The 20,922-nt window shown below is 59.4% G+C and carries 27 protein-coding genes; 2 read left to right on the top strand and 25 right to left on the bottom strand.

What is annotated here, in order from left to right; all coding sequences use genetic code 11:
• Window positions 1–7: 7 nt before the first annotated feature.
• The 23 genes from rpsE to rpsL form a co-directional block, all read right to left on the bottom strand.
• A complete protein-coding gene (gene rpsE / locus ACSQ26_RS09180) occupies window positions 8–583 on the bottom strand; it encodes a 30S ribosomal protein S5 (RefSeq protein WP_258162283.1) in 576 nt (191 codons plus the stop codon).
• Window positions 584–723: 140 nt separating this feature from the next.
• Window positions 724–1,083: a 50S ribosomal protein L18 gene (gene rplR / locus ACSQ26_RS09175; RefSeq protein ID WP_436008256.1), complete on the bottom strand. Its 360-nt coding sequence runs from the start codon at window positions 1,081–1,083 to the stop codon at window positions 724–726.
• Between the two features lie 12 nt (window positions 1,084–1,095).
• Window positions 1,096–1,629 (bottom strand): 50S ribosomal protein L6, encoded by a 534-nt coding sequence (gene rplF, locus ACSQ26_RS09170; RefSeq protein WP_436008255.1) that lies wholly within the window; start codon window positions 1,627–1,629, stop codon window positions 1,096–1,098.
• Window positions 1,630–1,672: 43 nt separating this feature from the next.
• Entirely contained in the window at window positions 1,673–2,071 is a 399-nt protein-coding gene (rpsH, locus tag ACSQ26_RS09165) for a 30S ribosomal protein S8 (RefSeq protein WP_258162286.1), read from the bottom strand.
• A 12-nt stretch (window positions 2,072–2,083) separates the two neighbouring features.
• Window positions 2,084–2,389 (bottom strand): 30S ribosomal protein S14, encoded by a 306-nt coding sequence (gene rpsN / locus ACSQ26_RS09160; RefSeq protein ID WP_436008254.1) that lies wholly within the window; start codon window positions 2,387–2,389, stop codon window positions 2,084–2,086.
• A gap of 33 nt (window positions 2,390–2,422) precedes the next feature.
• Window positions 2,423–2,980 (bottom strand): 50S ribosomal protein L5, encoded by a 558-nt coding sequence (rplE, locus tag ACSQ26_RS09155; RefSeq protein ID WP_436008253.1) that lies wholly within the window; start codon window positions 2,978–2,980, stop codon window positions 2,423–2,425.
• Window positions 2,973–3,284: a 50S ribosomal protein L24 gene (gene rplX, locus ACSQ26_RS09150; RefSeq protein WP_258162289.1), complete on the bottom strand. Its 312-nt coding sequence runs from the start codon at window positions 3,282–3,284 to the stop codon at window positions 2,973–2,975. The genes rplE and rplX overlap by 8 nt, the downstream gene beginning before the upstream one ends.
• Before the next feature lie 18 nt (window positions 3,285–3,302).
• A complete protein-coding gene (gene rplN, locus ACSQ26_RS09145; RefSeq protein ID WP_201663652.1) occupies window positions 3,303–3,671 on the bottom strand; it encodes a 50S ribosomal protein L14 in 369 nt (122 codons plus the stop codon).
• A gap of 204 nt (window positions 3,672–3,875) precedes the next feature.
• Window positions 3,876–4,112 (bottom strand): 30S ribosomal protein S17, encoded by a 237-nt coding sequence (gene rpsQ / locus ACSQ26_RS09140; protein ID WP_258162290.1) that lies wholly within the window; start codon window positions 4,110–4,112, stop codon window positions 3,876–3,878.
• A 12-nt stretch (window positions 4,113–4,124) separates the two neighbouring features.
• Window positions 4,125–4,325: a 50S ribosomal protein L29 gene (gene rpmC, locus ACSQ26_RS09135; RefSeq protein WP_436008252.1), complete on the bottom strand. Its 201-nt coding sequence runs from the start codon at window positions 4,323–4,325 to the stop codon at window positions 4,125–4,127.
• Window positions 4,326–4,338: 13 nt separating this feature from the next.
• On the bottom strand, window positions 4,339–4,752 hold the full coding sequence (gene rplP, locus ACSQ26_RS09130; protein ID WP_436008251.1) for a 50S ribosomal protein L16: 414 nt from the start codon (window positions 4,750–4,752) through the stop codon (window positions 4,339–4,341).
• Window positions 4,753–4,785: 33 nt separating this feature from the next.
• Window positions 4,786–5,496 carry a 30S ribosomal protein S3 gene (rpsC, locus tag ACSQ26_RS09125; protein WP_258162293.1) on the bottom strand — a complete coding sequence of 237 codons (711 nt, stop codon included), beginning with the start codon at window positions 5,494–5,496 and terminating at the stop codon, window positions 4,786–4,788.
• The gene (rplV, locus tag ACSQ26_RS09120; protein WP_258162294.1) at window positions 5,496–5,885 is read right to left on the bottom strand and encodes a 50S ribosomal protein L22; all 390 of its coding nucleotides are present in this window, start codon (window positions 5,883–5,885) and stop codon (window positions 5,496–5,498) included. The genes rpsC and rplV overlap by 1 nt, the downstream gene beginning before the upstream one ends.
• A gap of 2 nt (window positions 5,886–5,887) precedes the next feature.
• Window positions 5,888–6,166: a 30S ribosomal protein S19 gene (gene rpsS, locus ACSQ26_RS09115; protein WP_201663658.1), complete on the bottom strand. Its 279-nt coding sequence runs from the start codon at window positions 6,164–6,166 to the stop codon at window positions 5,888–5,890.
• A gap of 16 nt (window positions 6,167–6,182) precedes the next feature.
• The gene (gene rplB / locus ACSQ26_RS09110) at window positions 6,183–7,013 is read right to left on the bottom strand and encodes a 50S ribosomal protein L2 (RefSeq protein WP_258162295.1); all 831 of its coding nucleotides are present in this window, start codon (window positions 7,011–7,013) and stop codon (window positions 6,183–6,185) included.
• A gap of 10 nt (window positions 7,014–7,023) precedes the next feature.
• Window positions 7,024–7,317, bottom strand: a complete 294-nt coding sequence (locus ACSQ26_RS09105) for a 50S ribosomal protein L23 (RefSeq protein WP_258162296.1) — start codon at window positions 7,315–7,317, stop codon at window positions 7,024–7,026.
• A complete protein-coding gene (gene rplD, locus ACSQ26_RS09100; protein WP_258162297.1) occupies window positions 7,314–7,934 on the bottom strand; it encodes a 50S ribosomal protein L4 in 621 nt (206 codons plus the stop codon). Before rplD ends, ACSQ26_RS09105 begins: the two co-directional genes overlap by 4 nt.
• A 14-nt stretch (window positions 7,935–7,948) precedes the next feature.
• Window positions 7,949–8,629: a 50S ribosomal protein L3 gene (gene rplC, locus ACSQ26_RS09095; protein ID WP_258162298.1), complete on the bottom strand. Its 681-nt coding sequence runs from the start codon at window positions 8,627–8,629 to the stop codon at window positions 7,949–7,951.
• Window positions 8,630–8,814: 185 nt separating this feature from the next.
• The gene (rpsJ, locus tag ACSQ26_RS09090; RefSeq protein ID WP_258162299.1) at window positions 8,815–9,123 is read right to left on the bottom strand and encodes a 30S ribosomal protein S10; all 309 of its coding nucleotides are present in this window, start codon (window positions 9,121–9,123) and stop codon (window positions 8,815–8,817) included.
• 104 nt (window positions 9,124–9,227) lie between these two features.
• Window positions 9,228–10,403: an elongation factor Tu gene (tuf, locus tag ACSQ26_RS09085; protein WP_436008250.1), complete on the bottom strand. Its 1,176-nt coding sequence runs from the start codon at window positions 10,401–10,403 to the stop codon at window positions 9,228–9,230.
• A gap of 60 nt (window positions 10,404–10,463) precedes the next feature.
• Window positions 10,464–12,563, bottom strand: a complete 2,100-nt coding sequence (fusA, locus tag ACSQ26_RS09080) for an elongation factor G (RefSeq protein ID WP_436008249.1) — start codon at window positions 12,561–12,563, stop codon at window positions 10,464–10,466.
• Between the two features lie 23 nt (window positions 12,564–12,586).
• Window positions 12,587–13,057 (bottom strand): 30S ribosomal protein S7, encoded by a 471-nt coding sequence (gene rpsG, locus ACSQ26_RS09075; protein ID WP_436008248.1) that lies wholly within the window; start codon window positions 13,055–13,057, stop codon window positions 12,587–12,589.
• Between the two features lie 77 nt (window positions 13,058–13,134).
• Window positions 13,135–13,506 carry a 30S ribosomal protein S12 gene (rpsL, locus tag ACSQ26_RS09070; protein WP_137153564.1) on the bottom strand — a complete coding sequence of 124 codons (372 nt, stop codon included), beginning with the start codon at window positions 13,504–13,506 and terminating at the stop codon, window positions 13,135–13,137.
• Window positions 13,507–14,075: 569 nt separating this feature from the next.
• On the opposite strand from rpsL, the gene ACSQ26_RS09065 reads away from it, so the two are divergent.
• Window positions 14,076–14,366, top strand: a complete 291-nt coding sequence (locus ACSQ26_RS09065; RefSeq protein WP_258162827.1) for a transcriptional regulator — start codon at window positions 14,076–14,078, stop codon at window positions 14,364–14,366.
• 63 nt (window positions 14,367–14,429) lie between these two features.
• Window positions 14,430–14,828, top strand: coding sequence for a GFA family protein (locus ACSQ26_RS09060; protein ID WP_436008247.1), 399 nt, complete (start codon window positions 14,430–14,432; stop codon window positions 14,826–14,828).
• Between the two features lie 44 nt (window positions 14,829–14,872).
• Here ACSQ26_RS09060 and ACSQ26_RS09055 read toward each other — a convergent pair whose 3' ends face one another.
• Together ACSQ26_RS09055 and rpoC are read right to left on the bottom strand one after the other, a co-directional pair.
• Window positions 14,873–16,339 (bottom strand): type I secretion C-terminal target domain-containing protein, encoded by a 1,467-nt coding sequence (locus ACSQ26_RS09055; protein ID WP_436008246.1) that lies wholly within the window; start codon window positions 16,337–16,339, stop codon window positions 14,873–14,875.
• A 204-nt stretch (window positions 16,340–16,543) separates the two neighbouring features.
• Window positions 16,544–20,755: a DNA-directed RNA polymerase subunit beta' gene (gene rpoC / locus ACSQ26_RS09050; protein WP_436008245.1), complete on the bottom strand. Its 4,212-nt coding sequence runs from the start codon at window positions 20,753–20,755 to the stop codon at window positions 16,544–16,546.
• Window positions 20,756–20,922: the final 167 nt, after the last annotated feature.

Raw genomic sequence — 20,922 nt, 5'->3', positions numbered from 1 at the left:
CGTCTCCTTATTCTTCGACAGCGGCAACTGCGCCGCCGGTCGCCTGGGAGCGGCGCGTCTGAAGCGTTGCATACTTGATGCCGCGCTGAGCTGCGATGTCCTTCGGGTGAACCTGGTTCTTGAGAGCGTCGAACGTCGCGCGAACCATGTTGTAGGGGTTGGACGAACCGGTCGACTTGGCAACGACGTCATGGACGCCGAGCGTTTCGAAGACGGCGCGCATCGGGCCACCGGCGATGATACCGGTACCGGCCTGGGCCGAACGAAGCAGAACCTTGCCGGCGCCATGACGGCCATTGACGTCATGATGCAGCGTACGGCCATCGCGCAGCGGTACGAAGATCAGGTCGCGCTTGGCGGCTTCAGTCGCCTTGCGGATCGCTTCCGGCACTTCACGAGCCTTGCCGTGGCCGAAGCCGACGCGGCCCTTCTGGTCACCAACGACGACGAGCGCTGCGAAACCGAAACGACGGCCGCCCTTGACGACCTTCGCGACGCGGTTGATCGCGACGAGCTTGTCGACAAACTCGCTGTCGCGCTCTTCGCGGTTCTGGCGGTCATCCCGCCTCTTTTCTTGTGCCATTGTCCTTTTCCTTTTTCTTTTCCGGGTGCAATCGGCATACAAAATAGACCCGGGACGCTCCAGTTAGGGCGATCAGGGTCCGGTGAGTGAGGCTTCCCGCCTCGGGGGAGTGAAGGCCCGGATCGCTCCGGGCCGACAAATCAGAAGCTCAGACCGCCTTCGCGGGCTGCATCGGCGAGCGCCTTGACGCGGCCGTGATAGATGAAGGCGCCGCGGTCGAAGACCACTTCCTTCACGCCGGCCTTGACGGCACGTTCTGCAACCAGCTTGCCAACGGCAGCAGCTGCTGCGGTGTCGGCGCCGGTCTTCAGGCTCTTGAGGTCGCCATCGAGGGTGGAAGCCGAAGCAAGGGTCTTGCCCGCAACGTCATCGATGATCTGGGCGTAGATGTTCTTGGAAGAACGATGAACGCTCAGACGCGGACGGCCATTGGCGACCGCCTTGATCTGACGGCGGACGCGGCTCGCGCGGCGCACCTGGGATTCTTTTGTGCTAGCCATTTTTCCGCTTCCTTACTTCTTCTTGCCTTCCTTGCGGATAATACGCTCACCGGCGTATTTCACACCCTTGCCCTTGTAGGGCTCGGGGCCGCGATATTCGCGGATCTCCGCTGCCACCTGGCCGACGACCTGCTTGTCGATGCCGGTAACCGTGATTTCGGTCGGCTTCGGGCAGACAATGCTGATGCCTTCCGGCGGCTGGTAGACCACATCGTGCGAGAAGCCGAGCTGGAGCTGCAGGTTCTTGCCGTTCATGGCGGCGCGATAACCGACGCCGTTGATTTCCAGCTTCTTCTCGAAACCATCCTTCACACCCTTGACGAGATTCTCGATCATGGTGCGGGACATGCCCCACTTGGCGCGGGCGTCCTTGGAATCGTTCGCCGGAGTTACGGCGACGGTGTTGTCTTCGAGCTTGATGAGCACTTCGTCGTTGACGACATACTTGAGTTCGCCCTTGGGACCCTTCATGGTCACGGTCTGTCCAGTGATGGACGCCGTCACGCCGGCAGGAACCTGAACGGGCTTTTTACCGATACGAGACATATTTCTTCCTGTCTGTTCGCTATGCGAAACCGACTTTGCTGGATCAGAAGATCGAGCAGAGCAGTTCGCCACCAACGTTCTGTTCGCGAGCCTGGTGATCGGCCATCACACCCTTCGGAGTCGAAAGGATGGTGATGCCGAGACCGTTCGCGACCTGCGGAATGGACTTGACCGAGACATAGACCCGGCGGCCCGGCTTGGACACGCGGTCGATCTTGCGGATCACCGGTGCGCCTTCGTAGTATTTCAGCTCGATGTTGAGCTCGGACTTGCCGTTCTCGAAATCGACCTTCGAATATCCGCGGATGTAGCCCTCGGACTGCAGCACGTCGAGGACGCGGGCACGCAGGTTCGAAGCCGGAGTCGAAACAGACGACTTGCGGCGGGCGACACCGTTGCGGATGCGGGTGAGCATATCACCCAATGGATCAGTCATGGACATGGGTTGCTCTCCTTACCAGCTTGACTTCACAATGCCGGGGATCTGTCCAAAATTGCCGAGTTGGCGCAGAGCGATACGCGACATTTTGAGCTTCCGGTAATATGCACGCGGACGGCCGGTGATTTCGCAACGATTGCGAATGCGGGTCTTGGAGCCATTGCGCGGCATTTCAGCCAGTTTCAGAGTAGCCTTGAACCGGTCTTCGATCGGAAGATCGCGGCTCGAGATGATTGCCTTGAGCTTGGCACGCTTGTTAGCCTGCTGGGCAACCAATGCACGGCGGCGCTTGTTTTTCTCAACTGCGCTCGTTTTCGCCATTTGATAGTTCCTTTTCTACGCTCGTCGTTACGGTCAGGCACGGAACGGGAAGTTGAACTCTTTTAGAAGAGTCCGCGCTTCGTCGTCGGTCTTGGCCGTCGTGCAAACGATAATGTCCATGCCCCACATCTGATCAACCTTGTCGTAGTTGATTTCCGGGAACACGATGTGCTCCTTGACACCCATGGCGAAATTGCCACGGCCATCAAAGCTCTTCGGATTCAGGCCGCGGAAGTCTCGAACGCGCGGAAGCGCGATGTTGATCAGACGGTCCATGAATTCATACATGCGGATGCCGCGCAGGGTAACCTTCGCGCCGATCGGCATAAACTCGCGGACTTTGAAGCCAGCGATTGAATTGCGTGCCTTGGTGATTACAGGCTTCTGGCCGGCAATCGCAGCAAGGTCGGCTGCGGCAACGGTAGGCTTCTTGGAGTCGGCAGTCGCCTCGCCCACGCCCATGTTGATCACGATCTTGTCGACGCGCGGGATCATCATGACGTTTGAGTAGGAGAAAGCCTCCTGCATCGCCTGACGGATACGGTCGTTGTATTCCTTCTTGAGCCGCGGCTCGTAACTATCCTTAGCCATCGATCGTCGCTCCCGAACGCTTTGCCACGCGAACCTTCTTGTCGCCGTCGATCTTGAAACCGACGCGGGTCGGCTTGCCGTCCTTGGGGTCGGCGATCGCGAGATTGGACAGGTGGATCGGGGCTTCCTTGGTGATGATGCCGGCTTCCTGCGAAGCGGACTGGCGCTGATGGCGCTTCACCAGATTGATGCCACGGACGACCGCACGGTCTTCCTTGGGTATGACCTGGAGGACTTCGCCCGAACGGCCCTTGTCCTTGCCAGTAAGAATGACGACCTTGTCGCCCTTGCGAATCTTTTGCATCTCAGTCGTTCCTCTCGATTACAAAACTTCTGGAGCCAGCGAGATGATCTTCATGTGGTTCTTGGCGCGAAGTTCGCGCGGAACCGGTCCGAAGATACGGGTGCCGATCGGCTCTTTCTTGTTGTCGATGAGAACGGCTGCGTTGCTGTCGAAGCGGATGACGCTTCCGTCCGGCCGGCGGATGTCCTTGGCGGTGCGAACCACCACGGCCTTCATCACGTCGCCCTTCTTCACACGGCCGCGCGGGATGGCTTCCTTGATCGAAACGACGATGACATCGCCGATCGACGCGTATTTACGCTTGGAGCCGCCCAGCACCTTGATGCACATGACACGACGCGCGCCGGAATTATCGGCAACGTCGAGGTTTGTTTGCATCTGAATCATGTCAGGTCGCCTTCTTGTTATGACCGGCTGGTTGGACAGAGCGTCTGAACGCCCTGACCCCTGGTCCGGCTTGTCAGTCCAATTTTCAATGGAATGGGCGGGTCTTATACAAAACTCGCCCAAAATCAAGCCCTATCCCGAAAAAGAGTTCACGCCCGGATGATTTTCCGGGCGAGCAGCTCTTGCCAGGGATAGCGCCAGATCTTAGCTGTGAGTGCTCACAACCTTCCAACGCTTGTCCTTGGAGATCGGCGCGCATTCCTCGATGGAAACGACATCGCCGGTCTTCACGGCATTCAATTCGTCATGTGCCTTGTACTTCTTGGAACGGCGGACCGTCTTCTGAAGCAAGGGATGGGCGAAGCGACGTTCGACGCGGACCACGACGGTCTTGTCATTCTTGTCGCTGACGACAGTGCCCTGCAGAATGCGTTTCGGCATTTCTTATATCCTTCAAGCCTTGGCGCCGGCCGCCTTCTGGCGGGCGACGGTTTTAATGCGGGCAATGTCCTTACGAATCTCATCGAAACGTGCGGTCTTCTCCAGCTGGCCGGTCGCCTTCTGGAAGCGCAGGTTGAACTGCTCCTTCTTGAGCTTGGCGAGCTCGTCCTTCATCTGGTCTTCGCTCAATGCGCGAACGTCGGCGGCTTTCATGTCAAATCACTCCTTATTCGGCAATGCGCTGGACAAAGCGCGTCTTGACCGAAAGCTTGGCCGAGCCAAGACGAAGGGCTTCGCGCGCAAGTTCCTCGCTCACACCGTCGATTTCGAACATGACACGGCCGGGCTTGACCTTGCATGCCCAATATTCCACGGAGCCCTTACCCTTGCCCATGCGGACTTCGGTCGGCTTCTTGGTTACCGGAACGTCCGGGAACACTCGGATCCAGACGCGGCCGGCACGCTTCATGTGACGGGTGATCGCGCGGCGTGCCGCTTCGATCTCGCGGGCGTTAACCCGGTTGGGTTCCTGGGCCTTGAGCCCATATTCACCGAAAGTCAGGTCAAAACCACCCTTGGCAACACCATGGATGCGGCCCTTGAACTGCTTGCGGAACTTCGTTTTCTTTGGCTGCAACATTTCTTAATTCTCCGAAGTCTGCGTGTCGCGCTATCAGGCGTTTTCACGGCGACGGTTGGTGTTGCCGCCCTGGTTGTCACCTTCGATCGCACGGCGCTCGGAGGCCATCGGATCATGCTCGAGGATTTCGCCCTTGAAGATCCAGACCTTGATGCCGCACACGCCGAAAGCGGTGTGTGCTTCAGCGACGCCGAAGTCGATGTCGGCGCGCAGCGTGTGAAGCGGAACGCGGCCTTCGCGATACCATTCGGTACGAGCGATTTCAGCACCGCCGAGACGGCCGCCGCAGGTGATCTTGATGCCTTCGGCACCCAGACGCATGGCGGACTGAACGGCGCGCTTCATGGCGCGGCGGAAGGCAACGCGGCGTTCGAGCTGCTGGGCAATGCCCTGTGCAACGAGCGTCGAGTCGATTTCCGGCTTGCGCACTTCAACGATGTTGAGATGCGTCTCGGACTTCGTCATCTCCGAAACCTTCTTGCGAAGCTTCTCGATGTCGGCGCCCTTCTTGCCGATGATCAGGCCCGGACGAGCCGAGTGGATCGTGACGCGGCACTTCTTGTGCGGACGCTCGATGACCACCTTGGCGATGCCGGCCTGCTTGAGCTCGTCCATCAGCATCTTGCGGATGGCGATGTCTTCATGCAGGAGCTGGCCGTATTCGGCGTTGTCGGCGAACCAGCGGCTGTCCCATGTACGGTTGATGCCGAGGCGAAAACCGATTGGATTGATTTTCTGACCCATTATGCGGCCTCCCCTTTTTCGGCAACTTCACGAACGACGATCGTAAGGTGCGAGAACGGCTTTTCAACACGCGATGCACGGCCACGGCCGCGAGCGTGGAAACGCTTCATGACGATCGACTTGCCGACATAGGCCTCGGCGACGACGAGTGCGTCGACGTCGAGGTCATGGTTGTTCTCGGCGTTCGCGATTGCCGATTCGAGCGTCTTGCGGACGGTTCCGGCGATACGCTTGCGGGAGAATTCCAGCTCGGCAAGCGCGCGCTCGACCTTCTTGCCGCGGATCATCGCTGCAACCAGGTTGAGCTTCTGGGGGCTCACGCGGATCGTGCGCGCAATTGCCTGCGCCTCGTTGTCCTTGAGCCGGCGTTCTGTCTTAGCCTTGCCCATGATTACTTCCTCTTTGCCTTCTTGTCCGCGCCGTGACCGTAATAGGTCCGGGTCGGGGAGAATTCGCCGAACTTGTGTCCGACCATTTCTTCCGAGACCGACACGGGAACATGCTTGTTGCCGTTGTAGACGCCGAACGTGAGACCGACGAACTGCGGAAGAATGGTGGAGCGACGGCTCCACATCTTGATCACTTCATTGCGGCCGCCTGCGCGTACCTTCTCAGCCTTCTTGAGAAGATATCCGTCGACAAACGGTCCTTTCCATACTGAACGAGCCATTTTGACTTCCTCTCAATTAACGCTGATGCCGCGAGCGCATGATGAACTTGTTGGTCTGCTTGTTAGACCGGGTGCGCTTGCCCTTGGTGGGCTTGCCCCACGGAGTCACCGGATGGCGACCACCTGAGGTGCGGCCTTCACCACCGCCGTGCGGATGGTCGACCGGGTTCATCGCGACACCGCGAACATGCGGACGCTTGCCCTTCCAGATCGAACGACCGGCCTTGCCATCATTGGTGTTGATGTGGTCGGCATTCGAAACCGCACCGATCGTCGCCAGGCAGGAGCCCGGAACGAGGCGCTGTTCACCGGAGGTCAGGCGCAGGATCGCCATGCCCTGGTCACGACCGACCAGCTGGACATAGGTGCCTGCCGAACGGGCCATCTGGCCACCCTTGCCCGGCTTCATCTCGACATTGTGGATGATCGAGCCGACCGGGATGAACTGAAGCGGCATGGTGTTGCCGGGCTTCACGTCGGTGCCCTTGTCGGAAGCGATCACCTTGTCGCCGGCAGCAAGACGCTGCGGAGCCAGGATGTAGCTGAGCTCGCCATCGTCGTACTTGATGAGCGCGATGAATGCGGTCCGGTTCGGATCGTATTCCAGATGCACGACAGTCGCTTCGATGTCGAACTTGCGGCGCTTGAAGTCCACCATGCGGTAGGACTTCTTGTGACCACCGCCCTGGTAGCGGGCGGTGACGCGGCCCTGATTGTTGCGGCCGCCCTTGGAGGACAGACCTTCCGTCAAGGACTTGACGGGCTTGCCCTTGTGCAGGCCGGAGCGGTCGACGATGACCAGCTGGCGCAGGCTCGGCGTAACCGGGTTGAATGTTTTCAATGCCATTGTTCTATCCTCAGAGACCGGTGGTCACGTCGAGCGTCTGGCCTTCGACCAGGGTGACGACGGCCTTCTTGACGTCCTGCTGCTTGCCGATCGTGGCCTTGAAGCGCTTGGTCTTGCCCTTGCGGACGAGCGTGTTCACGGCCTTGACCTTGACGCCGAAGAGGGCTTCGACAGCTGCCTTGATTTCCGGCTTCGAAGCGTCCTTGGCAACGTTGAAGACAACCTGGTTGAATTCAGAAACGAAGGTAGACTTTTCGGTGATAGCCGGGGTGCGGATCACATCATAGTGGCGAAGATCAGTCATTTGAACCGCTCCTCCAGAGCTTCAACGGCAGCCTTGGAAAGCACGAGCTTCTTGCGGCGCAGGATGTCGTAGACGTTGATGCCCTGAACCGGCAGTACGTCGATGTTGGGGATGTTCTGGGCAGCGAGCTTGAAGTTCGCGTCCAGTTCGGCACCGCCGATGAACAGGGCGTTGGTCAGGCCGAGACCTTCGAAAGCACCGACCAGGATCTTGGTCTTGGCTTCGGTTGCCACCAGGTTGTCGATGATGATCACATCTTCCGACTTCAGCTTTGCCGAGAGGGCGTGGCGAAGTGCGAGAGCGCGGATCTTCTTCGGCAGGTCATGGGCGTGGCTGCGGACAACCGGACCATGGGCACGACCACCGCCACGGAACTGAGGTGCGCGAGCGGAATGGTGACGAGCGCGGCCCGTACCCTTCTGCTTGTACATCTTCTTGCCGGTGCGCGAGATTTCGGCGCGAGTCTTGGTCTGGTGCGAACCCTGCTGCTTCTTGGCGAGCTGATAGCGGATCATGCGGGCGATGATGTCTTCGCGCGGATCGAGACCGAAGATCTGGTCCGAGACGGAGACTTTGCCGGCATCCTTGCCATCAAGTGTTCTTACATTGAGATCCATCTTGGCGGTCTCCCTTACTTGGCTGCGCGGACGCCAGCCGGACGCGGAGCGTCAGCCGGGATACCCGCCTTGATGGCGTCACGAACGATGATCCAGGAGCCCTTCGAGCCCGGGACCGCGCCGCGAACCAGGATGAGACCGCGATCGTCGTCGGTGGAGACGATTTCGAGGTTCTGCGTGGTCACGCGCGTCTGGCCCATATGGCCGGCCATCTTCTTGTTCTTGAAGACCTTGCCCGGATCCTGACGGTTACCCGTCGAACCATGCGAACGGTGCGACACCGATACGCCGTGCGTTGCACGAAGACCAGCGAAGTTGTGGCGCTTCATGGCACCGGCAAAACCCTTACCGATCGAGGTACCGGTCACATCGACCAACTGGCCTGCGATGAAGTGGCTGGCGGCAATCTCGGTTCCGACATCGAGCATGTTGTCGGCGGAAACTCGGAATTCGGCAAGCTTGGCCTTGGGCTCGACCTGGGCAAGCGCGAAAGTACCGCGCGAAGCCTTCGAGACATTCTTGACCTTGGCAACGCCGGCGCCGAGCTGAACAGCAGTGTAGCCGTTCTTCTCTTCAGTGCGCTGGGCTACCACCTGGCAGCTTTCCATGCGCAAAACCGTCACGGGAACATGCTCGCCTGCATCTGTATAGATGCGGGTCATTCCCACTTTCTGTGCAATTACACCTGAACGCATTGGTTCGTCCTCTTGAGAGTTCCTGACGGAGCAAAGCTCCCTCATGCCTCTTGTTTAAGGATTCCGTTGGACCATCTCGGTCTTCCGGTTTCCCGTTTTAGAAGCCGTTGGCTTGGGTCTTGACGACCTTGGAGCCACGTACCTTCCTTGTTATTTGGCTTGCGCCAGATCCAGACCCTGAAGTCTCAGAGCTTGATTTCGACGTCGACGCCGGCGGCAAGATCGAGCTTCATCAGAGCATCGACCGTCTGCGGGGTCGGATCGACGATGTCGAGCAGGCGCTTATGGGTGCGCATCTCGAACTGTTCGCGGCTCTTCTTGTCCACATGCGGCGAGCGGTTGACGGTGAAACGCTCGATACGGGTCGGCAGCGGTATCGGGCCGCGGACCTGCGCACCGGTGCGCTTGGCCGTCGAAACGATTTCGCGCGTCGAGGCATCGAGGATCCGGTGATCAAACGCCTTCAGGCGGATGCGGATATTCTGGCCGTTCATTCGACTAGTCCTTGCTGGTCATGTCCTTGCGGACATTTCTTGTTCTTGTTTTCAAACAACCGGGCGGGGCACAAGGCCCCTGCCCTTGATGTTCAACCCGCCGATTACTCGACGATGGATGCGACGATGCCGGCGCCGACGGTGCGGCCGCCTTCGCGGATCGCGAAGCGCAGCTTTTCTTCCATCGCGATCGGAACGATCAGTTCGACCGAAACCGTCACATTGTCGCCAGGCATGACCATCTCGGTGCCTTCCGGCAGGGTTACGATGCCCGTCACGTCCGTCGTGCGGAAGTAGAACTGCGGACGGTAGTTGGTGAAGAACGGCGTATGACGGCCGCCTTCTTCCTTGGTCAGGATGTAGGCTTCGGCCATGAACTTCTTGTGCGGCTTGACCGAACCCGGCTTGCAGAGAATCTGGCCACGCTCGACGCCGTCACGGGTGACGCCGCGGATCAGCGCGCCGATGTTGTCGCCGGCCTGGCCCTGGTCGAGCAGCTTGCGGAACATTTCAACGCCGGTCACCGTCGTCTTGGTGGTCGGACGGATGCCGACGATCTCGACTTCCTCGCCAACCTTGACGATGCCACGCTCGACGCGGCCGGTCACCACCGTACCACGGCCCGAGATCGAGAACACGTCTTCGATCGGCAGCAGGAACGGCAGGTTGATCGGACGCTCCGGCGTCGGGATGTAGGCGTCGACAGCGGCCATCAGTTCGCGGATCGCGTCTTCGCCGATCTTCTTGTCGGAATCTTCAAGCGCGGCGAGAGCCGAACCCTTGACGATCGGGATTTCATCGCCCGGGAAGTCGTAGGACGACAGAAGTTCGCGCACTTCCAGCTCGACAAGCTCGAGCAGCTCGGCGTCATCGACCTGGTCGACCTTGTTGAGGAACACGACGATCGCGGGAACGCCGACCTGACGGGCGAGCAGGATGTGCTCGCGGGTCTGCGGCATCGGGCCGTCGGCGGCCGAGCACACCAGGATCGCGCCGTCCATCTGTGCGGCACCGGTGATCATGTTCTTGACATAGTCGGCGTGGCCGGGGCAGTCGACATGGGCATAGTGGCGGGCCGGCGTCTCGTATTCGACGTGAGCGGTCGAGATCGTGATGCCACGGGCCTTCTCTTCAGGCGCGGCGTCGATCTGGTCGTAAGCCTTGTATTCACCGAAATACTTGGTGATCGCAGCCGTCAGAGACGTCTTGCCATGGTCAACGTGACCAATCGTGCCAATGTTCACATGCGGCTTGTTCCGCTCGAATTTGCTCTTTGCCATTTCGGCTCTCCATTCCTTGGCCTGTCGGCCGTAAACTCAATCTGACGATTTGTATTCCGATCAACGCTGACCGGAATACTTTGCCTGGATTTCCTGGGCCACGTTCGACGGGACCGGCGCGTAGTGATCGAAGGACATCGTGTACTGGGCACGGCCCTGCGACATCGAGCGCAACTTGTCCACATACTTGAACATGTTGGCCAGTGGCACAAACGCATTGAGAACGACCGAAACGCCTCTGGCTTCCTGGCCCTGGATCTGGCCGCGACGGGCATTGAGGTCGCCGATGCAGTCACCGACATAATCCTCAGGCGTCACGACTTCGACCTTCATGATCGGCTCGAGCAGCTGGGCACCGGCCTTCTTGGCTGCTTCACGGAAGCAGGCGCGGGAGGCGATTTCGAATGCCAGAACCGAGGAGTCGACATCATGGTAGGCGCCGTCGATCAGTGTCGCCATGACACCGAGCATCGGGAAGCCTGCGAGCGGACCGGAGGTCAGAACGCTTGCGATACCCTTTTCAACGCCCGGGATATATTCCTTCGGCACCGCACCGCCAACAATCTTGGACTCGAACTTGAAGTCGTCGCCATCGGGATTCGGCTTGAAAACAAGCTTGACGCGGGCGAACTGGCCGGTACCACCGGACTGCTTCTTGTGGGTGTAGTCTTCGGTATGCTCGCGCGTGATCGTTTCGCGATAGGCAACCTGAGGCTCGCCGACAGTGGCTTCGACCTTGAACTCGCGACGCATGCGGTCGACAAGGATGTCGAGGTGAAGTTCACCCATGCCTGCGATGATCGTCTGGCCGGATTCCTCGTCGGTCTTGACGCGGAACGAAGGATCTTCGGCAGCCAGGCGGTTGAGCGCTAGGCCCATCTTTTCCTGGTCGCCCTTGGACTTCGGCTCGATGGCGATCTGGATGACCGGCTCGGGGAATTCCATGCGCTCGAGAATAACGGGCTTCAGCGGATCGCAGAGCGTGTCACCGGTGGTGGCATCCTTGAGACCGGCGAGAGCGACGATGTCGCCCGAGAAGGCTTCTTCGATGTCTTCACGCGAATTCGAGTGCATCTGCAGCATGCGGCCGACGCGCTCGCGCTTGTCCTTGACCGTGTTGAGAACCGAGGTGCCCTTTTCGAGCTTGCCCGAATAGATGCGGCAGAAGGTGAGCGAACCGACGAACGGGTCGTTCATGATCTTGAAGGCCAGCATCGAAAGCGGCTCGCTGTCATCGGCATGACGCTCGATTTCCAGCTCGGTCTTGAAGTCGATACCCTTGATCGCCGGAATATCCATTGGCGACGGCAGGAAGTCGACGACGGCGTCGAGCAGCGGTTGAACGCCCTTGTTCTTGAAGGCGGAGCCGCAGAACATCGGGAAGAACTTGACGTCGATCGTGCCGCGACGGATGAGCGCGCGGATCTGGTCGTTGTCGGGCATGTTGCCTTCGAGATAGGCTTCGGTGGCGGCTTCATCGATTTCGACGATCTGCTCGATCATCTTTTCGCGCCATTCGACGGCGGCATCCTTGAGGTCGTCAGGAATTTCGACGACATCCCACTGAGCGCCGAGCTGCTCATCGCGCCAGACGAGAGCGTTCATTTCGATCAGGTCGACGACGCCCTTGAATTCGGTTTCAGCGCCGATCGGCAGCTGGCAAACGACGGCGGTGGCACCGAGGCGGGTCTTGATCATCTCGACCGAGCGATAGAAATCGGCGCCGGTCTTGTCCATCTTGTTGCAGAAGATCATCCGCGGGACGTTGTACTTGTCGGCCTGGCGCCAGACGGTTTCCGTCTGCGGCTCAACACCGGCATTGGCGTCGAGAAGCGCGATGGCGCCGTCGAGAACGCGCAGCGAACGCTCGACTTCGATGGTGAAGTCGACGTGTCCTGGGGTGTCGATGATGTTGAAGCGGCGGGTCTTGCCGTCACGGCCCTTCCAGTAGGTCGTGGTCGCAGCAGACGTGATCGTGATGCCGCGTTCCTGCTCCTGCTCCATCCAGTCCATCGTAGCGGCGCCGTCATGGACTTCGCCGATCTTGTGGGACTTGCCGGTGTAATAGAGTACGCGCTCGGTCGTCGTGGTCTTGCCGGCGTCGATATGCGCCATGATACCGAAATTGCGGTAGTCTTCGATCTTATATTCGCGAGCCATCGGAGCTTGCCTTTCTTTCGAGATTACCAGCGATAATGCGAGAACGCGCGGTTGGCTTCAGCCATCTTGTGCGTATCTTCGCGCTTCTTGACAGCCGAACCACGGTTGTTGGAAGCGTCGAGGATTTCGCCGCAAAGACGCTCAACCATGGTGGTTTCGTTGCGCTTGCGGGCAGCAATGATCAGCCAGCGGATCGCGAGAGCCTGACGGCGCTCCGGACGAACATCGACGGGAACCTGGTAGGTCGCACCACCAACGCGGCGCGAGCGGACTTCGACATGCGGCGCGATGTTGTCGAGCGCGGTGTGGAAGAGGCCGATCGGCTCTGCCTTCGACTTCGCCTGGGCGGCATCGAACGCACCGTAGACGATGGTTTCGGCAACCGACTTCTTGCCGTCATACATGATGGCGTTCATGAACTTGGTGACGATCAGATCGCCGAACTTCGGGTCCGGATTGATCTCGCGCTTTTCTGCTTTATGACGTCTGGACATTTTATCTCGTCTCTTGATCTCTAAGGATGCTCACCACGCGGAGAACCTCGCGCAGCACCCGAATTCAGTGACCCGAATTACTTCGGACGCTTCGCACCGTACTTGGAACGACGCTGCTTGCGGTTCTTGACACCCTGGGTATCGAGAACGCCGCGGATGATGTGGTAGCGAACGCCCGGCAAGTCCTTGACGCGGCCGCCGCGGATCATGACCACGGAGTGCTCCTGGAGGTTATGACCTTCACCCGGAATGTAGCCGATGACTTCAAAGCCATTGACCAGGCGGATCTTGGCAACCTTACGAAGCGCCGAGTTCGGCTTCTTCGGGGTCGTCGTATAAACGCGGGTGCATACGCCACGCTTCTGCGGGTTTTCCTGCAGTGCGGGAACCTTGTTGCGCTTGACCTGTGCCTGACGTGGCTTGCGGATCAGCTGGTTTACGGTAGGCATGTAACCATCCCCTTAATTCTGTTTTCCATACCCTTTCGGGGCACACTTGCTGCCGTCACCGGCAAAGCACTCAGCATTCATGCGCAAAAACCGGATCGATCCGCCAAAAGGCAGATGACCCGAAAAAGCAGAGGATTCCCCCGCTTGCGGGAGCATCATGCGTGCAGCAATCTCGTATCAACGTGCTTTGTTGAACCTTGTTTGGGACGAAGTTCAGGACGAGTCATCCCGAAACAGCCAGCCCCACATCGGCTCTGATGGCGCGGGTACTAAAGGTTTCACCTACCCTCGTCAAGACCTTCAGGGAGTTTTTTCCGCCAAGTGCCTGCAAATGGCCGATCCGGCGCTGCCCGCCGGCCCATCGGGGCAACCATACCTCTCTCATATTGCATCTGCGAAGGAAAATATGCCATATTCTATACACCATCGCCGCCCGGAATACCATGGCTGCAGGACAGACCTGCATTTTCGCGACCCCGGCACAGGTGATTCCCGTCACCGAATCGAACAATGTGCCCCTTGTGGCATTCATCACCAGAATCGCCAGCATCTCGCAGAAGGCCGCCATCATGGAAGATCCCGTCAACGACAACATGCCGAAAGGCGGATTCGTCTTCATCATCATCGGCAAGGCCTATGCCGAGGACGATAACGAGGGCGTCGACATCCATGTCATGCTCCGCGCCCCCGACGACGACACGGCGGTGCGCGAGGCGCTCAACGCGCTGACCGAGGAAGGCTTCGCCGAAGCCGACCTCGACCAGATCGGCACGCTGATGGGCGCCCCCGACGAAGAACCCCATGCCTCGGCCTATCAGGGCGCGCTCGAGGGCGAGGTCGCAATCATCCGCTTCGGGTGATCCTGCCTATCAGGGATCGAATGCCCTTCCCGAGCGTTAACGCTCGATCGATGGAGGCGCAGCATGAAAATCCGCACCGGACAATGCCTTTGCGGCCGCGTACATTATGAAGTGCGCGGCGAGCCCTCTGGCGTCGGTCTTTGCCATTGCGCGGATTGCCGGCGCGAGAGCGGTTCGGCCTTCGTCATGTTCGCCATCTGGCCGCGGCACGCATTTTCATCCACCGGCGACTTCTCGACCTATGAAGGCCGGAGCTTCTGCTTCGCCTGCGGTGCGCGGCTGTTCAACCTGACGGATGAAGAGGCCGAGTTGCGCGTGGGCAGCCTCGACATGGCGCCAACCGATCTCAAGCCGACATACGAAATCTGGGCGAAACGGCGGGAGAACTGGCTCACTGCCTTGCCTGACACTCATCAACATCATGAAGACCAAGACCACAACAGCGCTTCTAATGCATTCTGAATGCGAGGGAATGGCGCCGATCTCGCGGCGCCATCCCATTTTCATCAGAGCGCGAAGTCCCCACCTTCCAGCTCCACTTCCTGATTGATCCGGATCTGGAAGTCGGCTGTCCCGTCGCCGTTGACGTCACCCGAGAGGATCGTCTTGCCGCCGGCGATAACATAACGGAGTTCGCCCGCATTTCCGGTCAACGCCCCCTCACCGCCGAAGAAAAGGCCGCCGATGCCCGAGAGATCGATCTGGTCGCCCTGACCCTGATCGAAGTCGTCGATCTCGTCACGGGTGTCCTTGTCGCCAAGGGTATTCAGCGCCGCGAATACGAAGGTATCTTCGCCGTCGCCGCCCGAGAACCACTGTTGGCCTGTGCCCGCTTCCAGGCGATCGTCACCCGCGTCAGCATAGATCCAACCATTGGCCTTACCGAGCTTGATCTCGTCGTCGAACTGCGACCCGTCAATCCCCTCGATACGCTTCATAGTTTCGGTATTACCGAAGCCGTCATTGATGACCTGACCCGTCGCAAGGGTCATATCGACGATGATGCCGCCTTGGCCGATGTCATTCCAGTAAAAGAACCGCGCGATGTCTGCACCCTTGCCGCCGTCGTAGCTGTCGACGCCGTCCAGACCAACGAAGAAGTTCTTGGCCGCCGAACCGACAAACTTGTCGTTCTCGTTGGTGCCGAGAACACCTTCGATATTGGAAACATTATCCTTCTTGCCGAAACCATCGATGACGAAGCCTTTGGCGAGATTGGCGTTGATTCCGTCCTCGCCCTCGTACCTGTGGTCGTCGTGATAGCGAACCTGGTCCTGCCCCTTGCCGCCGTCGATCGTGTCGCGGCCATCAAGGCCCTTGAAGGCCTCGTCACGTTTGCTGCCCGTCATGCGGTCATTGAAAATGGATCCGCCATACTCTTCAAAGCCCGAAAAGGTGTCCTTGTCCCGCCAACTGTCGGTCACGGTTCCTTTGGCCGCATTCAGAACGATGCCGAAGCGCGCATCTTGCCACCAGTATGTCTCTTCGTAGCTGAGCGTATCCCAGTCCGCGCCACCGTGCAGCGTGTCATTGCCCTCTGTGCCGGTAACATAGGAGCCGCCATCGCCGCAGAAGACCTCGTCGTCTCCATGGTCGTCACCCATCATGATTACGGTTCCGTTGTCATTGCCATGATGGACATCGTCGCCGCTCGCCAGCAGTTGCAGGAACGCCCATATATCCGGCTCGTCCGCAAACTCGGCAATCAAATCCAAAACGTCGAGATTGGTGCCGGTCACGCTGAGCAGATCGCCGCCGACGTCGTCCAAGAGGTTAATCCCGGTAACCGTACCGCCCGTGATAGCCCCGGAATTGTATGTAAACCCGGTGCCGGTCAGAACGATCTGGTAGCCATTCTGATCTTCAAAGGTCGGGGTGCTGCCCTCTTCAACGAGCGTGAGGCTGTCGAGATCATAAAGTTGGTGCACTACCGCAAAGGAAGGCAGATCGGCCCCATACGTAAACACTGCCATGACTTCATCCCCCCTGTGTGAAGTATCAACGGGCGCTAAAGTGTACCTGTCCTAGGAAAACGTCAAGGAAAATCAATATAGAGAGAAATAAACAACTTTAGCGATGACGAACGAGCAAGAAGAACTGACAAATGAGCCGCTTCGTGAAAACAAAAAAGCCGCCGGGTCGCCCCGGCGGCTTCGTTATTTATCAAGTGCTTGCGATTACTCGCCGGCCGGAACCTGATCTTCCGAAGCGAGATTCTGCAGCATCGGGGTCGCGTCGCTGGCACCCGAACCGCGCTTGCGCTCTTCGAGGATCATCTCGTCGCGCGCCGAAGCGATACGGCGGATCTGGGTCATGGTACCACCGGTACCGGCCGGGATCAGACGACCGACGATGACGTTCTCCTTCAGGCCCTGCAGGGTGTCGCGCTTGCCGGCGATCGCAGCTTCCGTGAGAACCTTGGTGGTCTCCTGGAACGATGCGGCCGAGATGAACGACGGCGTCTGCAGCGATGCCTTGGTGATGCCGAGCAGAACCGGCTCGCCATAGGCAGGCTTCTTGCCCTCCTCGATCAGGCGCTCGTTGACCTCTTCCAGCTCGATCCGGTCGACATTGTCGCCCGGGATATAGCCGGTATCGCCCTGTTCGGTGATCTCGACCTTCTGCAGCATCTGGCGAACGATCACCTCGATGTGCTTGTCGTTGATCAACACGCCCTGCAGACGGTAGACTTCCTGGATTTCGTTGACGAGGTAGGAAGCGAGTGCCTCCACGCCCTTGATCGCCAGGATGTCGTGCGGTGCCGGGTTGCCGTCGAGGATGTAGTCACCCTTTTCGATATAGTCGCCTTCCTGAAGGTGGAAGGGCTTGCCCTTCGGGATCAGGTATTCGACCGGATCGATGCCGTCTTCCGCCGGCTCGATGATGACGCGGCGCTTGTTCTTGTAGTCGCGGCCCAGGCGGATCGTGCCGTCGATTTCGGCAATGATCGCATGGTCCTTCGGACGACGGGCTTCGAAGAGTTCGGCAACACGCGGCAGACCGCCGGTGATGTCCTTCGTCTTCGCGCTTTCCATCGGCGAACGTGCAAGCACGTCACCCTGGGAAGCCTTGGTGCCCGGCTCGACCGAAAGAATGGCTTCGACCGACAGGAAGTAGCGGGCATCACCGCCACGAGCGAGCTTCAGGATGTTGCCGGCATCGTCCTTGATGACGATGGCAGGCTTCAGGTCCGTACCGCGCGGGGTCGAACGCCAGTCGATAACCTGGCGCTTGGTGATGCCGGTGGCATCGTCGGTGGTTTCCGTGACCGAAATACCGTCGACGACATCTTCGAACTCGACGCGGCCGGAGACTTCCGTCAGGACCGGACGTGTGTAGGGATCCCACTCGGCCAGACGCTGGCCGCGCTTCACCTTGTCACCATCGTCGACCAGGATCTTCGAACCGTAGGCGACGCGCTGCGAGGAACGCTCCACGCCACGCTCGTCGAGAAGCTGGATCGCCATGTTGCGGCCCATCGCGACAAGGTTGCCATCCGAGTTCCGCAGCATGTTGCGGTTCTTGATGGTGACCGTGCCTTCATACGATGCTTCCAGGAACGACTGGTCGACCACGGTCGCCGTGCCGCCCAAGTGGAAGGTACGCATGGTGAGCTGCGTGCCCGGCTCGCCGATCGACTGAGCCGCGATGACGCCAACGGCTTCGCCCATGTTGACGGGCGTTCCGCGTGCAAGGTCACGGCCGTAGCAGACGCCGCAGACGCCGGTGCGGATTTCGCAGGTCAGCGCCGAACGGATACGAACCGACTGGATGCCAGCCTTTTCGATATCCACGACATTGGCTTCGTCGATCATCTTGCCGGCATCGACGATACGCTCGCCGGTGACCGGGTTGTCGATGTCGTCAAGCGCCGTGCGGCCGAGGATACGGGTACCGATCGAAGCCACGACCTGGCCGGCGTCGATGATCGCCGTCATGGTGAGGCCGGTCTCGGTGCCGCAATCGACATGCGTGACGATGCAATCCTGCGCGACGTCAACGAGACGACGTGTGAGGTAACCGGAGTTGGCGGTCTTCAAGGCGGTGTCTGCAAGACCCTTGCGGGCGCCGTGGGTCGAGTTGAAGTACTCGTTGACGGTCAGGCCTTCCTTGAAGTTCGACGTGATCGGCGTCTCGATGATCGAGCCGTCAGGCTTGGCCATCAGGCCGCGCATGCCGCCGAGCTGGGACATCTGCTTCGGTGAACCACGCGCGCCGGAATGGCTCATCATGTAGATCGAGTTCATCTGCTTCTGGCGGCCGTCGGCAGTGAATTCGACAGCCTTCAGACGCTGCATCATGTGGTCGGCGACCTTTTCGGTAGCCTTGCCCCATGCGTCAACGACCTTGTTGTACTTTTCGCCCTGAGTGATCAGGCCGTCATTGTACTGCTGCTCGTATTCCTTGACGAGGTTTTCGGTCTCGTCGACGATCGTGTACTTGGCATCCGGAATGACCATGTCGTCCTTGCCGAACGAAATGCCGGCGCGGCAGGCATGGGCAAAGCCGAGCTGCATGATGCGGTCGCAGAAAATGACCGTGTCCTTCTGGCCGCAATGGCGGTAGACCGTGTCGATCATCTTGGAGATGTTCTTCTTGGTCAGTTCCTGGTTGCAGACATCGAAGGGCACCATCGGGTTCTTCGGCAGAAGTTCGCCGACGATCATGCGACCAGGCGTGGTCTCATAGATCTTCGAGGTCGGCTTGCCTTCGGCATCGACGCTCTTGTAGCGACCCTTGATCTTGGTGTGGAGCGTCACCGACTTGGTTTCGAGTGCATGCTGCAGCTCGCCCATGTCGGAGAAAACCATGCCCTGGCCCGGTTCGTTCTCGGCCACGATCGAGAGATAGTAGAGACCCAGCACCATGTCCTGCGACGGCACGATGATCGGTGCGCCGTTCGCCGGATGCAGGATGTTGTTGGTCGACATCATCAGCACGCGGGCTTCAAGCTGGGCTTCGAGCGACAGCGGCACGTGAACGGCCATCTGGTCGCCGTCGAAGTCGGCGTTGAAGGCCGTGCAGACGAGCGGATGCAGCTGGATCGCCTTGCCTTCGACCAGTGTCGGCTCAAACGCCTGGATGCCCAAGCGGTGCAGCGTCGGTGCGCGGTTGAGGAGAACCGGATGCTCGCGGATGACCTCGTCGAGGATATCCCAGACTTCAGGCTTTTCCTTCTCGACCAGCTTCTTGGCCTGCTTGACGGTCGAGGAGAAGCCCTTGGCGTCGAGGCGGGCGTAGATGAACGGCTTGAACAGTTCGAGCGCCATCTTCTTCGGCAGGCCGCACTGGTGCAGCTTCAGTTCCGGACCGGTCACGATGACCGACCGGCCGGAATAGTCGACGCGCTTGCCGAGCAGGTTCTGGCGGAACCGGCCCTGCTTGCCCTTGAGCATGTCGGAGAGCGACTTCAGCGGACGCTTGTTGGCGCCGGTGATGACGCGGCCGCGACGGCCGTTGTCGAACAGCGCGTCCACAGCTTCCTGCAGCATGCGCTTTTCGTTGCGGATGATGATGCCCGGAGCGCGCAGTTCGATCAGGCGCTTCAGACGATTGTTACGGTTGATCACGCGGCGATAGAGATCGTTGAGATCAGACGTCGCGAAACGGCCGCCATCGAGTGGCACGAGCGGACGCAGGTCCGGCGGGATCACCGGCACGACCTTCATGATCATCCATTCCGGCTTGTTGCCGGACTCGATGAAGCTCTCGACGATCTTGAGGCGCTTCATCAACTTCTTCTGCTTGAGGTCCGACGTGGTGTCGGCAAGCTCGGTGCGCAGTTCGCCTGCAATCTTCTCGAGTTCGAGCGCAGCCAGCATCTCGAATACGGCTTCGGCGCCGATCATCGCGGTGAACTGGTCTTCGCCATACTCGTCAACGGCCAGCATGTACTCTTCTTCCGAGAGCAGCTGGTTTTCCTTGAGCGCGGTAAGGCCCGGCTCGGTGACGATGTAGTTTTCGAAGTAGAGGACGCGCTCGATATCCTTCAGCGTCATGTCGAGCAGCGTGGAGATGCGGCTCGGCAGCGACTTGAGGAACCAGATATGGGCAACGGGCGCGGCGAGCTCGATATGGCCCATGCGCTCGCGGCGAACGCGCGACAGCGTGACTTCGACGCCGCACTTTTCGCAGATGATGCCCTTGTACTTCATGCGCTTGTACTTGCCGCACAGGCACTCATAGTCCTTGATCGGTCCGAAAATACGCGCGCAGAAAAGACCGTCACGCTCGGGCTTGAACGTGCGGTAGTTGATGGTCTCCGGCTTCTTGATCTCGCCGTACGACCAGGAAAGAATCTTCTCTGGCGAAGCGATCGAGATCCGGATGGAATCAAAGACCTGTGCCGGGGCCTGGGGGTTGAAAAGATTCATGACCTCTTGGTTCATGCCTGTCTCCTTGGGGCGCCATACCCTAAATTCGGCGGATGTCGGTCACTTGGGCTGACCGGCCGCCTGAAAATCATCTTGCCGCGATCGCGGCTCATTCCCGTCGCCCGGTCAGCCTAAGGAACCGGTGGGGTACCCGCGCGCTTTGGCAACGCGCGGGCTATGTG

This window comes from Rhizobium sp. LjRoot254, assembly GCF_964254105.1.
In the GTDB taxonomy this organism is placed as follows: Bacteria; Pseudomonadota; Alphaproteobacteria; order Rhizobiales; family Rhizobiaceae; genus Rhizobium_E.
The sequence above is the reverse complement of the archived record's forward strand: the minus strand, read 5'-3'. Positions and strand labels throughout refer to the sequence as shown.